This window comes from Phytohabitans rumicis (assembly GCF_011764445.1).
GTDB lineage: Bacteria > Actinomycetota > Actinomycetes > Mycobacteriales > Micromonosporaceae > Phytohabitans > Phytohabitans rumicis.
In genome coordinates, this window is the sequence record NZ_BLPG01000001.1 from 3,604,149 (window position 1) to 3,617,768 (window position 13,620).

The 13,620-nt window shown below is 71.5% G+C and carries 13 protein-coding genes and 2 pseudogenes; 8 read left to right on the plus strand and 7 right to left on the minus strand.

Going from position 1 to position 13,620, the window contains the following annotated elements; translation table 11 throughout:
* Window positions 1–63: 63 nt before the first annotated feature.
* Window positions 64–372 carry a co-chaperone GroES gene (gene groES, locus Prum_RS15775; protein ID WP_498070960.1) on the minus strand — a complete coding sequence of 103 codons (309 nt, stop codon included), beginning with the start codon at window positions 370–372 and terminating at the stop codon, window positions 64–66.
* Window positions 373–650: 278 nt separating this feature from the next.
* Between groES and Prum_RS15780 the strand changes: the two genes are divergently transcribed.
* From Prum_RS15780 to Prum_RS15810, 7 genes and pseudogenes are all read left to right on the plus strand, one after another.
* On the plus strand, window positions 651–842 hold the full coding sequence (locus tag Prum_RS15780; protein WP_173077260.1) for a DUF1918 domain-containing protein: 192 nt from the start codon (window positions 651–653) through the stop codon (window positions 840–842).
* Window positions 843–1,991, plus strand: coding sequence for a THUMP-like domain-containing protein (locus Prum_RS15785; RefSeq protein ID WP_246277919.1), 1,149 nt, complete (start codon window positions 843–845; stop codon window positions 1,989–1,991).
* A 9-nt stretch (window positions 1,992–2,000) separates the two neighbouring features.
* Window positions 2,001–2,480: a Cys-tRNA(Pro) deacylase gene (ybaK, locus tag Prum_RS15790; RefSeq protein ID WP_173077261.1), complete on the plus strand. Its 480-nt coding sequence runs from the start codon at window positions 2,001–2,003 to the stop codon at window positions 2,478–2,480.
* A 500-nt stretch (window positions 2,481–2,980) separates the two neighbouring features.
* Window positions 2,981–4,083 (plus strand): annotated as a pseudogene (locus tag Prum_RS15795) (sugar ABC transporter substrate-binding protein).
* A gap of 51 nt (window positions 4,084–4,134) precedes the next feature.
* Window positions 4,135–4,959 (plus strand): ATP-binding cassette domain-containing protein, encoded by an 825-nt coding sequence (locus tag Prum_RS15800; protein WP_371871370.1) that lies wholly within the window; start codon window positions 4,135–4,137, stop codon window positions 4,957–4,959.
* Window positions 4,956–6,209, plus strand: coding sequence for a sugar ABC transporter permease (locus Prum_RS15805; protein ID WP_173077263.1), 1,254 nt, complete (start codon window positions 4,956–4,958; stop codon window positions 6,207–6,209). The genes Prum_RS15800 and Prum_RS15805 overlap by 4 nt, the downstream gene beginning before the upstream one ends.
* A 29-nt stretch (window positions 6,210–6,238) precedes the next feature.
* A pseudogene (locus Prum_RS15810) lies at window positions 6,239–7,434 on the plus strand (ROK family transcriptional regulator).
* Here Prum_RS15810 and Prum_RS15815 read toward each other — a convergent pair.
* Together Prum_RS15815 and Prum_RS15820 are read right to left on the minus strand one after the other, a co-directional pair.
* Window positions 7,431–7,712: a DUF1707 SHOCT-like domain-containing protein gene (locus Prum_RS15815; RefSeq protein WP_173077264.1), complete on the minus strand. Its 282-nt coding sequence runs from the start codon at window positions 7,710–7,712 to the stop codon at window positions 7,431–7,433. The pseudogene Prum_RS15810 and the gene Prum_RS15815 sit on opposite strands and share 4 nt — an antisense overlap.
* A gap of 21 nt (window positions 7,713–7,733) precedes the next feature.
* Entirely contained in the window at window positions 7,734–9,224 is a 1,491-nt protein-coding gene (locus Prum_RS15820; RefSeq protein ID WP_173077265.1) for a DUF6318 family protein, read from the minus strand.
* A 73-nt stretch (window positions 9,225–9,297) separates the two neighbouring features.
* Here Prum_RS15820 and Prum_RS15825 point away from each other — a divergent pair, with 73 nt between their 5' ends.
* Window positions 9,298–11,067, plus strand: coding sequence for a substrate-binding domain-containing protein (locus Prum_RS15825; RefSeq protein ID WP_173077266.1), 1,770 nt, complete (start codon window positions 9,298–9,300; stop codon window positions 11,065–11,067).
* Window positions 11,068–11,079: 12 nt separating this feature from the next.
* Here Prum_RS15825 and Prum_RS15830 read toward each other — a convergent pair whose 3' ends face one another.
* From Prum_RS15830 to tsaB, 4 genes are read right to left on the minus strand one after another with little or no spacing between them, the layout of a single operon-like run.
* Complete coding sequence (locus Prum_RS15830) at window positions 11,080–11,334, minus strand: hypothetical protein (RefSeq protein ID WP_173083790.1); 255 nt, start codon at window positions 11,332–11,334, stop codon at window positions 11,080–11,082.
* Window positions 11,335–11,345: 11 nt separating this feature from the next.
* A complete protein-coding gene (gene tsaD / locus Prum_RS15835; RefSeq protein ID WP_173077267.1) occupies window positions 11,346–12,392 on the minus strand; it encodes a tRNA (adenosine(37)-N6)-threonylcarbamoyltransferase complex transferase subunit TsaD in 1,047 nt (348 codons plus the stop codon).
* Window positions 12,382–12,825: a ribosomal protein S18-alanine N-acetyltransferase gene (rimI, locus tag Prum_RS15840; RefSeq protein ID WP_173077268.1), complete on the minus strand. Its 444-nt coding sequence runs from the start codon at window positions 12,823–12,825 to the stop codon at window positions 12,382–12,384. The genes tsaD and rimI overlap by 11 nt, the downstream gene beginning before the upstream one ends.
* Window positions 12,822–13,487, minus strand: coding sequence for a tRNA (adenosine(37)-N6)-threonylcarbamoyltransferase complex dimerization subunit type 1 TsaB (gene tsaB / locus Prum_RS15845; protein WP_173077269.1), 666 nt, complete (start codon window positions 13,485–13,487; stop codon window positions 12,822–12,824). Before tsaB ends, rimI begins: the two co-directional genes overlap by 4 nt.
* Between the last annotated feature and the right edge of the window lie 133 nt (window positions 13,488–13,620).

The following is a 13,620-nucleotide window of genomic DNA, read 5'->3' on the forward strand; positions in this document are numbered from 1 at the left end:
TCCCTTCAAGGCGGCAGCGCCCCGGACCATGGTGCGGCCCGGGGCGATGTCAGCGTCAGTCAATCACTTCTCGATGACCGCGAGGACGTCGCGGGCGGAGAGCACCAGGTACTCCTCGCCGGCGTACTTGACCTCGGTGCCGCCGTACTTCGAGTAGATGACCGTGTCGCCGACCTTGACGTCAACCGGGATCCGGTTGCCCTTGTCGTCGACGCGGCCGGGGCCGACAGCGAGGACGGTGCCCTCCTGCGGCTTCTCCTTGGCGGTGTCGGGAATCACGATGCCCGACGCCGTGGTGGTCTCAGCCTCGTTCGCCTGGACCAGAATCCGGTCCTCGAGCGGCTTGATCGCAACCTTGGTCGCGGTAGTCACGGGCATACCCTCCTGGGGTACTGGTCTGGTTAGCCAGCCGAAAGCTCCGGCCGGCGAAATACTGATGCCTCATGCCACCGGGCGATGCCGTCGTCGCGGGTGCCGGCGTGCCCGAAAGCTGGCACCCTCGGTTTGAGAGTGCTAACCGCAGGTTATGCCGGCTTCTAGCACTCCGTCAAGGAGAGTGCCAGCGTGCCCGGAACTGATGGCGCGGCGGGGTGATTTACGGCATCGTTTCTAGGAAGGACGCCGCAGCCGACCGCGCGGAGGCGATAGACATGCAGGCCACAGTCGGTGACCGCTTGCACGTGCACAGCAACACCGTCGGCGCCAAGGACCGAGTCGGCGAGATCGTCGAGGTCCGCGGCGCCGAGGGCAAGCCGCCATACCTCGTCCGCTTCCCGGACGGGCACGAGAGTCTGGTCTACCCGGGTCCGGACACCGTGATCGAGGCAGGTCAGAATAAATAAGTGACCGCCGCGCTCCGTACCCCCGATGGGGAAAGAGCGCTCGCGACGGCGGCGGAACTGGCGGGCGGAGACCCGCTGGCGGCCGCCGCCGCCATGCGTGCCAGTGGCGTGCCCGCCGACCTGGCCGCCGCCGCCCTCACCCAGGCCGAGCTGCGCCGCCGCGCGGCCGGCAAGTTCGGCCGCGACGCGGCCCGGATGTTCTTCACCCGCGCCGGGCTCGAGCAGGCCACCCGGGCCGCCGTCGCGGACCGGCGGGCGGCACGGTTGCGCGCCGCGGGGGTGCGCACCCTCGCCGACCTGGGTTGCGGCATCGGCGCGGACGCATTCGCCGCCGCGCGTTCCGGCATCAAGGTGTACGCCGTGGAAGCCGACCCGGAGACCGCGACGGTGGCTGCCGCGAACGCCTCCGCGCTGGGGCTGGACGTCACGGTGGAGTGCGGCGACGCGACGGCGTTCGACCTTTCCGGAGTGGACGCCGTCTTCTGCGATCCGGCCCGGCGGCGGGGCGGCCGGCGCGTCTTCGACCCGGCCGCGTACTCCCCGCCGTGGGACTTCGTGGCGGCCCTGCCCGAGCGGGTCCCGCGCACCGTGCTGAAGCTGGCGCCCGGCATCGACCACGCGCTCGTGCCGCCCGGCGCGGAGGCCGAGTGGGTGAGCGTGGGCGGCGACGTGGTCGAGGCGGCGTTCTGGTGCGGCCCGCTCGCCTCGGTGCCCCGCCGAGCGACCCTGCTGGACCGCGGCGAGCTCACCGGCTCGGGTGCCGAGCGGGCGCCGATCGGGCCGGTGCGCGACTACGTGTACGACCCGGACGGCGCGGTCGTGCGGGCCCACCTGGTGGCCGAGTTCGCGGCAACGGTCGGCGGCAACCTCGCCGACCCGGAGATCGCCTACGTGTACGCCGACGCGCCGGCGCCAACCCCGTACGCGCGCGGCTTCCGGGTCCTGGTGACGCTGCCGTTCTCGTTGAAACGCCTGCGGGCGCTGCTGCGCGAGCGGGACGTCGGGCGGGTCGAGATCCTCAAGCGGGGATCCGCGCTCGACCCCGAGCGGCTGCGCCGTGACCTGCGGCTGACCGGCTCCGGCCCGGCGACGCTGGTGCTGACCCGGGTGGCCGGGGCACCCACCGTCCTGGTCTGCGACCCGTTGTAGCGTGCACCCGTGGCAGGACAGGGCACGCCGGCGACCGCGCTCCTCGCGAAGCAGAAGATCGCGCACACCACCCACCCGTACGACGTGTCGCCCGACGCGCCCAACTACGGCGCGGAGGTGGCCGCGGCCCTGGGCGTGCCGGCCGAGCGGGTGTTCAAGACCCTGGTCACCGAGGTCGACGGCGCGCTGACCGTCGCCGTCGTACCCGTCACCGGCGAGCTCGACCTCAAGGCGCTCGCCGCCGCGGCGGGCGGCAAGCGCGCGGCCATGGCGGACCGGGCGGTCGCCGAGCGGACGACCGGCTACGTACGCGGCGGGATCAGCCCGCTCGGGCAGCGCAAGCGGCTACCCACCGTAATCGACTCGTCCGCCGAGAAGCATGACACCGTGTACGTCTCCGCCGGCCGCCGCGGCCTCCAGGTCGAGCTGTCCCCCGCCGACCTGACCCGCCTCACCGCAGCCGTCCTCGCGGTCATCGCAACCGCCTAGCCCCTCCCTCCCTCCCTCACTCTCCGTACGCCCACACACCCTCCGCGTACACGCCCGCCTTCCGCGCCTCGTCGATCAAGGACTTCCGCGCGCCGATCAAGGGCTTCTGCGTCGATCAAGGGCTTCTGCGTCGATCAAGGGCGAATGGTCGTGCTTTGATCTCCGATTCACGACCATTCGCCCTTGATCGGCGCGGAAGTCCTTGATCGACGTAAAACTTTCCCCGCCTAGCGGCGCCCAGTTCGAGGGGTTTGGGCATGATCGGCGGTAAAGTGAGGTGATCCACTAATCGGGCATGATCCGCGAACGGGCACATGTCGATCACGTTGCCGAATTGTTATCGCCGCCAACAAACTCGCTGGCTCGACGGTCTTGTGCGACCCGGTCGTGCCGCAATACGTTGCCGGACACAACAAACGTACGTCGACCTGATGACAACCGCGCCCGCCGCGCGACCCACTCCCACCACAAAAAACCCACCTTTTGAAAGGACCCGTGCTATGCGCAAAGGGATCCTCTCCATCGCCGCCGTCAGCCTGCTGACGATCGGCACGCTCGCCGCCTGTGGCGACGATTCGGGCGACGACTCCGGCTCCGGCACTGGCTCCGGCAAGACGCCCAAGATCGGCGTTATCCTGCCCGACAGCGCCTCGTCCGTCCGCTGGGAGACCGCGGACCGGAAGTTCCTGAAGGCGGCGTTCGACGCGGCCGGCGTGGAGTCCGACATCCAGAACGCGCAGGGCGACAAGACCCAGTTCCAGACCCTGGCCGACCAGATGATCACGAACGGCGCCAACGTGCTGATGATCGTCAACCTGGACTCCGGCACCGGCAAGGCCGTCCTGGACAAGGCGAAGTCCCAGGGCGTCGCCACGATCGACTACGACCGGCTGACCCTCGGCGGCTCCGCTCAGTACTACGTCAGCTTCGACAACGAGGCCGTCGGCAAGCTGCAGGGCGAGGGCCTGGTCAAGTGCCTGACCGAAAAGAACGCGTCGAAGCCGGTGGTGGCTGAGCTCAACGGGTCCCCACCGACAACAACGCCACCCTGTTCAAGAACGGGTACGACTCGGTGCTCAAGCCGAAGTACGACGCGGGCGAGTACGTCAAGGGCCCGGACCAGTCGGTGCCAGACTGGGACAACACCCAGGCCGGCACGATCTTCGAGCAGATGATGACCCAGCAGAACGGCAAGATCGACGGCGTTCTGGCCGCCAACGACGGGCTGGGCAACGCCGCCATCCAGGTGCTCAAGAAGAACAAGCTCAACGGCAAGGTCCCGGTGACCGGGCAGGACGCCACGGTCCAGGGCCTGCAGAACATCCTCGCCGGCGACCAGTGCATGACCGTCTACAAGGCGATCAAGCAGGAGGCTGACGCGGCCGCCGGACTGGCGATCGCGCTGGCCAAGGGCGAGACGAAGGACACCGGGCAGAGCGTCAAGGACCCAGAGTCCGGCCGGACCGTGCCGTCCGTGCTGCTGACGCCGGTGTCGATCACCAAGGACAACGTCAAGGACGTCGTCGCCGACGGGTTCGTGACCAAGGCGGAGCTTTGCACCGGGGCGTACGCCACCCTCTGCACCCAGGCAGGCATTAGCTGACCTGATTACGGTCGATCTAGGGCGCACCGGCAAGTGGCCGGTGTGCCCTAGATCAGCGCTAAGGAGAGCACCGTGACACCCCTGTTGGAAGCGCGAGGGATCGACAAGTCGTTCGGTCCCGTTCAGGTCTTGCAAGACGTGGCCTTCGCCGTTCCGCCCGGAGAGGTGACCGCGCTCGTCGGCGACAACGGCGCCGGCAAGTCCACCCTCGTCAAGTGCATCAGCGGGATCTATCCCATCGACTCGGGTGAGCTCTTCTTCGAGGGCCAGCCGGTGCACATCCACGGGCCGCGGGACGCCGCCGGACTGGGCATCGAGGTCGTCTACCAAGACCTCGCCCTGTGCGACAACCTCGACATCGTCCAGAACATGTTCCTGGGCCGGGAGAAGCGCTCCGGCCTCGTGCTGGACGAGCCCACCATGGAACAGATGGCCGCCGACACCCTGGCCGGCCTGTCCGTACGCACCGTGAAGTCTTTGCGCCAGCTCGTCGCCAGCCTGTCCGGCGGCCAGCGCCAGACGGTGGCCATCGCCAAGGCCGTGCTGTGGAACAGCAAGCTGGTCATCCTCGACGAGCCGACCGCCGCCCTGGGCGTCGCACAGACCGCGCAGGTGCTCGAACTGGTCCGGCGGCTCGCCGACAACGGGCTGGCCGTCGTACTCATCTCGCACAACATGAACGACGTCTTCGCCGTCTCCGACAACATCGCCGCGCTGTACCTCGGCCGCATGGTCGCCCAGGTGAAAACGACCGACGTCACCCATGCGCAGGTCGTCGAGCTGATCACCGCCGGGCGCAGCGGCGAACTGGGCCTGCCGGCGGTGGAGAACGGCGCCGAGTTCATGGAATCCGACATCCCGGGAGCGAAGCAATGATCACCACGGCGCATATCGAGCCGGCCGCCGTGACGGCGACCCCGACGGTCGGGAGCCATTTCCGCGACTACATCGGCCGGCTGCGTGGCGGGGACATCGGAGCGCTCCCGGCCATCCTCGGCCTCATCCTGCTGTGCGTGATCTTCTCGATCGCACGGCCGGCGTTCTTCTCGGCGGGCAACTTCGCCAACCTGTTCACCCAGGGCGCCGCGGTCACGCTGATCGCGATGGGGCTGGTCTTCGTCCTCCTGCTGGGCGAGATCGACCTGTCGGCCGGCTTCGCCAGTGGCGTCTGCGCCGCGGTGCTGGCTCAGCTCGTGACGCTCCAGGAGTACCCCTGGTACGTCGCGGTGGCCGCCGCGATCGCCACCGGCGTGGTGATCGGCTTCGTCCTGGGCTTCCTCGTCGCCAAGGTCGGTATCCCGTCGTTCGTCGTCACACTGGCGGCGTTCCTCGCGTTCCAGGGCATCGTGCTGCTGCTCATCAAGGGCGGCACCAACGTGTCCATCCAGGACGACGTGCTCGTGGCCATCGAGAACAAGAACATGACGCCCTGGCTCGGCTGGGCGCTGGCCGCCGCCGGCGTCGCCGGATACGCCGCGGTCCAGCTGCTCAAGCTGCGCCGGCGCGCAGCGCGCGGCCTGGTCACCGAGCCGCTCGCCGTCGTGCTCGCCCGGATCGGGGCGCTCGCCCTCATCCTGGGCATCGCCGTATCCGTGCTCAACCAGGAGCGCAGCCGGAACGTCGTGGTGGTCTCGCTCAAGGGCGTGCCGATCGTGGTGCCCATCATCGCGGCGCTGCTCATCATCTGGACGTTCGTGCTGCAGCGCACCGCGTACGGCCGGCACCTCTACGCCGTCGGTGGCAACCGGGAGGCCGCCCGCCGGGCCGGTATCCCGGTCGACCGGATCCGCATCTCGGCGTTCGTGATCTGCTCCTCGATGGCGGCGGTCGGCGGCATCGTGGCGGCCAGCAAGGCCAGCTCGGTCGATGCCAACACGGGCGGCAGCAACGTGCTGCTGTACGCGGTCGGCGCCGCTGTCATCGGCGGCACTAGCCTCTTCGGCGGCAAGGGCCGCGTGCTCGACGCGGTCCTCGGCGGAGCGGTGATCGCCGTGATCGACAATGGCATGGGCCTGATGGGCTACAGCTCTGGTGTGAAATATGTGCTCACCGGTGTGGTCCTGCTAGCCGCGGCCGTCGTCGACGCCCTGTCGCGCCGCCGAGCAACAGCGACCGGCACACGATAGCGAGGCAAGACGGGGAGGCGGGACAACGGATGCGCACGGGACCAAGCCAGGAGGAGGTACGCCGGCAGAACCTCGGCGCCCTCCTGCGGTACGTGCACATCCACGGCCCGACCTCCCGGGCCGAGCTCACCTCCGAGCTCGGCCTCAACCGCAGCACCATCGGGGCGCTCACCGCCGACCTGGCCTCCGCCGGCCTGGTCACCGAGGCGGCGCCGCGCGAGACCGGCCGGGCCGGGCGACCCTCGCTGGTCGTCCGGCCGGAGTCGGCCCGGGTCTACGCGTACGCCTTCAGCATCGAGGTCGACCAGCTCCGGGTGGCGCGGGTGGGCCTCGGCGGCGAGGTGCTCGACCTGCGGGCCGAGGAGCGACCGGCCGGCCTGGCCGCCGCGGACGCCGTACCGCTGCTGGCCGAGCTGGTCAAGGAGCTGCAACAGTCCGTCCTCGACGGCGCCGTGTACGTCGGCGGCGGCGTCTCCGTCACCCGGATGATGCGGCGCACCGACGGGAAGGCCGGGCTGAGTGCTGGCGCCGGGGCGAACGCCGCCGCCGTGGCCGAGCCGCTGGGCGCCGCCCTCGCCGGCGAGCTGGGCGCCGACCGGCCGGTCGTGGTGGGCAACGCGGCCGACGTCGCCGCCCTCGCCGAGCACGCGCGCGGGGCCGCGGTCGGCTGCGACAACGTCATTTACCTGCAGCGCGACGCCGGCGTGGACGCGGGCATCATCGTCGGCGGGCGGCGGCTGACCGGACACGCCGGGCAAGCCGGACAGGTCGGCCACATGGTCGTACTCCCCGGCGGGCGGCCCTGTGGCTGCGGCTCGCGCGGCTGCTGGGAGACCGAGATCGGCGACCACGCGCTCCTGAACGCGGCCGGCCGGGACCTCACCGGCGGGCGGGACGCGGCGCTCGCCATCGTCGACGCGGCCTCGCGCGGGGACGCCACCGCCCAGGCCGCGGTACGCCAGGTCGGCGACTGGCTCGGCTTCGGCCTCGCCAACCTGGTCAACATCTTCGACCCCGAGATGGTCATCTTCGGCGGCACCCTGCGGGACGTCTACCTGGCCGCCGCCGCCCAGGTCCGCAGCCGGCTCAACTCCATGGCCCTGACCGCCGCCCGCGAGCACGTACGGCTCCGCACCCCCAACTCGGCGAGGACGCCGCCCTCGTTGGCGCCGCCGAACTGGCTTTCGAACGCCTCCTGGCCGACCCGCTGGACGCCGCCCCCTAGCGGAAGAGCGCCACGTAGAGGCCCAGCAGGACGAGGGCCGCCGCGGCGATGGCGAAGAGGATCAGCAGGTCACGCCGGCCGGTGTCGGCTGGGGTCGCAGCGGCGACGGGGAGGTCGTGGGTGACGGCGGCCAGCTCGCCGAGGGTACGGGCGGCGTAGACCACGCTGACCCGCTCGGCGAACTCGTCCAGGGTGAGCCGGCCGACCTCGGTGTGCCGCTGGAGTGCGTCCACCACCCGGTGCCGGTCGTCGTCGGAGGCCCGTATGTCCGCGCTCACCCGCTCAGCGTACGCCGGGTTTCAGGCGACGCAGCCGGGCGTGGGGACGCTCAACAGCCGCCACCCGCCGTCCCTCCACTCCAGAATCACTTGGCAGCTGGCGACGGTCAGGCCGGCCAGGCTGGCCCGCTCCACACCGGTCCGGTCGAGCGTCGCGCGTGGACCCCGGTCGATGGTCGCCTCGTAGATCGGGCGGTCGAGGGTGAAGAGGCTGTTCGTCGTGACGCCCCGCACCAGGTACGCGCCGCCACGCAGCGAGCCACCGCTGTCGTACGCGGATTTGATCGTGTCGGTGACGCCGCGGCAGTCGGCGCAGTCCGCGCTGGTGATCGCCGCGAGGTCCGTGGTGTCGCCCGTCTGTTGGGCGTGGGTGAGCATGTCGAACCAGTGCCGGACGAACTCGATGCCGCCCTCGCGGGTGTGCGCGGCGGCGCCGGCCGGCAGCGGCGGCGCATTCGAGCCGGCCGACGAGGCGGCTCCGCCCGGCGCGGCGGCCGGCACCCCGGTCGGTTCGCCCGCTCCGGTCTCGCCGGCTGGGCCCCACAGCGCCCGCGTCGCCGCGAAGGCGCCGAGGACCATGGCGAGCGCCACGGCGAAGATGACCGCCATCCGGGTCGGGCTGCCGAAGAGCCAGGCGGAGCCCCGGGGTCTTCGGACCCGCTGGCCGCGGGACGGTGGTCCGGGCGGCCCGCCCAGCGCCGCCCGGGACGGGGTGAGCCCCATCGGCGAGGTCTCCAGGCGCGCCGCCAGCGTGCGCAGTTCCTGGCAGACCTCGGTCGCGGATGGACGTACGCCGGGATCGGTCCGCACGCACTCGTCGGCGATCATGCGCAGCCGGGCGGGCGGGTCGCCGGGGAGCATCTCGCCGAGCATCGTGCCGAAGGCGTACACGTCGCTGGGCGGGGCCGGCACCGCGCCGTCGGTCGCCTCGGGCGCGCGGTAGCGGAGCCGCTCGAACGGTTCGGGGTGCCGGCGGCCGGCGCGTACCAGTAGGCTCACCGAGAAGTCGGTCACCCTCGCCGGCCCGTTCCCCGCCGCCGGCACCACCACATTGGACGGTTTGACGTCACCGTGCACGATGCCGACCTGGTGCGCCGCGCTCAGCGCGTCGGCCACCGAGGCGGCCACCGCCGAGGCGGTGGCGGCGTCGAGCGGCCCGGACTTGGCCAGCCGCCGTGCCAGGTCCATGCCGGGCACCAGGTCGCTGACCAGCGCGAGTACGCCGTCCTCGACGACCACGTCCAGCAGCCGCGCGATGCTCGGGTGCCACAGCACGGTGAGCCCGGTCCGGGCGCGCTGGAACCGGTCGACCAGCCGCGGATCGTCGGCGAGATCGGGGTAGAGCATCTTCACGGCGACGGTACGGTCGGTGCCGAGATCCAGCGCCTGCCACACCTCGCCCGTGTCCCCGCTCGCCAGGAACTCATACAGCCTGTAACGGCCTCCCACCGTTCGAGTCACCGCGATCGTCCCCCACATATGACGGTTGGCCTGCAGGATTGTGACCTTCATGGTCACCAACCCATCCCCCGGCCCCGTATGTTCGTATCACTGTGCAACCAACATGGGTATAGGTGAAGGCCCAATGGCGGATTCTGTACTCCGGCACCGGCGCGGCAACCGCAGCCGGGGCATGGCCGTGGGCGCGGCTGCCGTGGCACTTCTCGTCGGCGGCGGCACCTTCGGCTACTTCCAGTACGCCGGCGGCGAAGAGGGCTGCACCGGTACGCCCGTGGTGATCAGCGTGGTGGCCTCGCCGGACCACTACCCGATCGTCAACCAGCTCACCGACCAGTGGAACGACGCCGGACCCACCGTCGACGGCCGCTGCGTCAGTGCCACCGTCCGCGCCATGCCGTCCAGCGCCGTCGCCGCCTCGCTCGGGCCCGGCTGGGACGAGGCCCGGGACGGCCCCCGCCCGGACGTGTGGGCCCCCGACTTCAGCGCCTGGTTCATGCTCGCCGCCGGGCGCCCGGACGCGGCCGGCATCCTGCCGGAGGGCAAGTCGCCGAGCCTGGCCACCTCCCCGGCGGTCATGGCCATGCAGCAGCCGATGGCCGAGGCGCTCGGCTGGCCGAAGCGGGAGCTCGGCTGGACCGACCTGGTCGGCGCGTTCGCGGGCGGCAAGACGTGGGCGCAGTTCGGCCACCCCGAGTGGGGTCCACTGCGGATCGGCATGGCGGATCCGACCCGCTCCGGCACCGGGCTCGTCACGGCGCTCACCGTCCTCGACCCGAACAACGACCAGACCATGGGCAACGACGAACTCTTCGGCGGCTTGTCGATCGCCCAGCTCACCACCACCAGCGCCGAGGACACGGCGACCCTGCTCCAGTCGTACGTCGACACGGCCACCAAGGACGCCGCCAACCTCCCGGCGGCGTTCCCGATCCTGGAGCGGGACCTCGCCGGGTACGCCGCGACCCAGCCGAAGGTGCCGCTCGTGCCGGTGTACCCGCGTGAGGGAGTCGCGTACGCCGACTACCCGTACGGCGTACTGCGCGCGTCCTGGGTCGACGAGATCCGCCAGCGGACCGCCGCCGACCTGCTCGCCTACCTGCAGCGCCCGGAGAGCCAGGCGGCGTACGAGGCGGCCGGCTACCGCGACGCCGCGCACGCCACGCCGAACACCACGCTGATCGCCGCCGACCGCGGCTTCCGGGCCACCGTGAACGCGCCGGAGCGTACGCCCACCGCCCAGGGTCTCAGCCAACTGCTCGGCATGTGGGGCGTGCTCCAGCGCCCGAACAACGCGCTGCTCCTGCTGGACACGTCCGGCTCGATGAACGACCCCGTACCCGGGACGAAGCAGACCCGGCTGCAGTTGGTGCAGAAGGCCGCGGCGACCGGTGCGAGCCTGCTCAACAACCAGACCACGGTCGGGCTCTGGGCGTTCGCGATCGACCTGACCGCGACCACCGACTACCGCGAACTCGTCGCCCCGGGCCCGGCCGGCGCCCCGGTCCGCGGCGTCCCCCGCCGCCAGGCCATCGCGGGCGCCGTGCAGGGGCTGCGGGCGGGCGGCGGCACCGGCCTGTACGACACGATCGCCGCCGCGTACCAGCGGATGTTGCAGGCGTGGCAGCCCAACGCGCAGAACGTGCTCGTCGTCATGACCGACGGCAAGAACGAGGACGAGGAAGGGCTGACGCTCGACCAGCTCACCAGCCGGCTCAAGGCTTCGGTACGAGCGGACCGGCCGCTGCCGGTCATCGGGATCGCGGTGGGGCCGAAGGCCGACGCGAACGCGCTGCAGGAGGTCTCCAAGGTGACCGGTGGCCGCACGTTCGTGGCGCGCGACGACGTCGGCGCGATCCAGCAGATCGTGCTGGCCTTCGCCGGACGGATCTCGTAGCGGGCTCAGTTCCTAGCGGTCCACCTGGGCGAAGTCCCAGGTGTGGGGCGGGCGGGCGGCGAGGCCGGCGGGCGGGTCCGGGAGCGGCACCGGCGCGCTGCGCCACTTGGAGATGACCACGAGGCGGTGGTCGGTGGAGGAGAAGACCTCGCTGGCGATGTGGAGCGGCTCGACCTCGATCCGCGGCAGGGCCGTGTCGCAGACCCACGCGATCAGCTCGCCGAACCGGGCCGGCTCGGCGCGTACCTCCCACATCCGGACGATCACGTCGCCGGACACTACACGCTCACGATCGTCAACGGCATGGCCGAGTCAGCGGGGAGGTCCAGCCTGCTCGGGGCGACGCCCGACGCGACGAGGTGCGCACCGAGGGCCGCCACCATCGCGCCGTTGTCCGTACAGAGCTTGGGGCGCGGCGCCCGCACCACGATGCCGTACTTGGCGCAGCGCTCCTCGGCGAGCGCCCGCAGCCGCGAGTTCGCCGCGACCCCGCCGCCGATGACCAGCGTCTCGATCCCCCGCTCGCGGCACGCGTCGATCGCCTTGGCGGTGAGCACGTCGCACACGGCCTCCTGGAACGCCGCCGCGACGTCGGCGACCGGCACCGGCTCGCCGGCGCGTTCGCGCGCCTCGACCCAGCGGGCCACCGCCGTCTTCAGGCCGGAGAACGAGAAGTCGTACCGGTGCCGTTCCAGGTCCTTGGGCGCGGTGAGCCCGCGCGGAAAGGCGATCGCGTCGCGGTCGCCGTCGCGCGCCGCGCGGTCGATCGGCGGTCCACCCGGGAACGGCATGCCGAGCAGCCGGGCCACCTTGTCGAACGCCTCGCCGGCCGCGTCGTCGATCGTCGCGCCGAGCGGGGTCACGCCGTTGGCGAGGTCGTCCACCTCCAGCAGCGAGGAGTGGCCCCCGGAGACGAGCAGCGCGATCGACCGCTCGGGCAGCGGCCCGTGCTCCAGCGTGTCGACGGCCACATGGGCCGCCAGGTGGTTCACGCCGTAGATCGGCTTCTCGGCCGCGAGCGCGTACCCCTTGGCGGCCGCGACACCCACCAGCAGCGCCCCGGCAAGGCCGGGCCCGGCGGTGACCGCGATGGCGTCGATGTCGGCCAGCGTGACCCCGGCCTCGTCCAGCGCCCGCCGCATCGTCGGCACGATGGCCTCCAGATGGGCGCGGCTGGCCACCTCGGGCACCACCCCGCCGAACCGGGCGTGCTCGTCGACGCTGGACGCCAGGGCGTCCGCGAGCAGCGTGTGGCCGCGCACGATCCCGACCCCGGTCTCGTCACACGAGGTCTCGATTCCCAGAACTAGCGGTTCAGCTGTCATCTCTCATCATCACGAGTGCGTCGGTGTTGCTCGGTTGGTAGTAGCCGCGCCGGATCCCGACCGGCTCAAAACCGTACATCGCGTAGAGCTTCTGCGCGGGCGCGTTGTCGACCGCGACCTCCAGCAGGACCTTGCCGACGCCGCGCTGTTCCGCCTCGGCGAGCAGCGCCTCCAGCAACGCCCGACCGATGCCGCGCCGCTGGGCGTCCCGCCGGACCGCGATGTTCTGTACCCACGCCTCCGCCGGCGACTGGACCGCCAGCCCGGCGTACCCCAGCACGCCGCCGGTCTGGTCGCGGACGACCAGGTAGTGGTGGCTGTTCGCGAGCTCGTTCCAGAACATCGCCGCCGACCACTGCTCGGGCCCGAAGAGGTCCGCCTCGATGCCCAGCACCTCGGCAACGTCCCACCAGCGAAAACGCTCTACCTTCATCGCAGGACAGGCTTGCGGGCGGCCTGCGCCACCGCGTCGGGCCGGCGCAGGTACAGCGGAGTGAGGCGCTCGGTCGGCGCCTTCGCCAGGACACGCTCGGCGGCCAGCGCCACGAGCGCGTCGGCCAGCGGATACCGGGGTTCGTCGCGCACGGGCAGGCCCAGGACGTCCGCGTACCGGTGGGCGCCCTCGCCGACCGCGGCGGTCACCCCCAGCGCGGCCACCCGCTCGGCGACCACCGCCGGCAGGTCAACCGCCGGCTCGGTCAACGGCGTGCCGCCGTCGTACGCGGCCCAGTAGATCTCGCGGCGCCGCGCGTCGGTGGCCACCAGCACCCGCCCCTCAACCTGGCCGACAGCGTCGAGCGAGCAGACGCCGTACGTCGGGACATCCAGCGCCTGACCCATGCTGGCCGCCGTGACCAGGCCGACCCGCAGCCCCGTGAACGGCCCCGGCCCGACGCCCGCCACGATCGCCGAGAGATCCCGCGACCGCACGCCGGCCTCACCGAGCACGGCATCGACGGCCGGGGCGAGCAGCTCACCGTGCGCCTTTGCGTCAACGATTCGCCGCCGGGCGCGCAGCGCGAAGCCGTCGTCGGAGACCTCCGCCAGCGCCGCCGTCACCGCGGGCGTCGACGAGTCCACCACCAGTACGAGCACGATATGCACCCTATCCGGCCCCTTGGCCGCCGCTCCCACGCCCCGCTCCTCGCCCCCGCCCGTCGCCCTAGCCCCGTCGATCAAGGACAAACGGTCGTGCTTTGATCTCCAATCCACGACCGTTTGACCTTGA

Excerpts from the sequence above, each read along its gene's own strand:
- Prum_RS15825 (WP_173077266.1), top strand. The coding sequence starts at position 9,298 with ATGGCGGATTCTGTACTCCGGCACCGGCGCGGCAACCGCAGCCGGGGC.
- rimI (WP_173077268.1), bottom strand. The coding sequence starts at position 12,825 with ATGAAGGTAGAGCGTTTTCGCTGGTGGGACGTTGCCGAGGTGCTGGGC.
- Prum_RS15820 (WP_173077265.1), bottom strand. The coding sequence starts at position 9,224 with ATGAAGGTCACAATCCTGCAGGCCAACCGTCATATGTGGGGGACGATC.
- Prum_RS15805 (WP_173077263.1), top strand. The coding sequence starts at position 4,956 with ATGATCACCACGGCGCATATCGAGCCGGCCGCCGTGACGGCGACCCCG.
- Prum_RS15780 (WP_173077260.1), top strand. The coding sequence starts at position 651 with ATGCAGGCCACAGTCGGTGACCGCTTGCACGTGCACAGCAACACCGTC.
- tsaD (WP_173077267.1), bottom strand. The coding sequence starts at position 12,392 with ATGACAGCTGAACCGCTAGTTCTGGGAATCGAGACCTCGTGTGACGAG.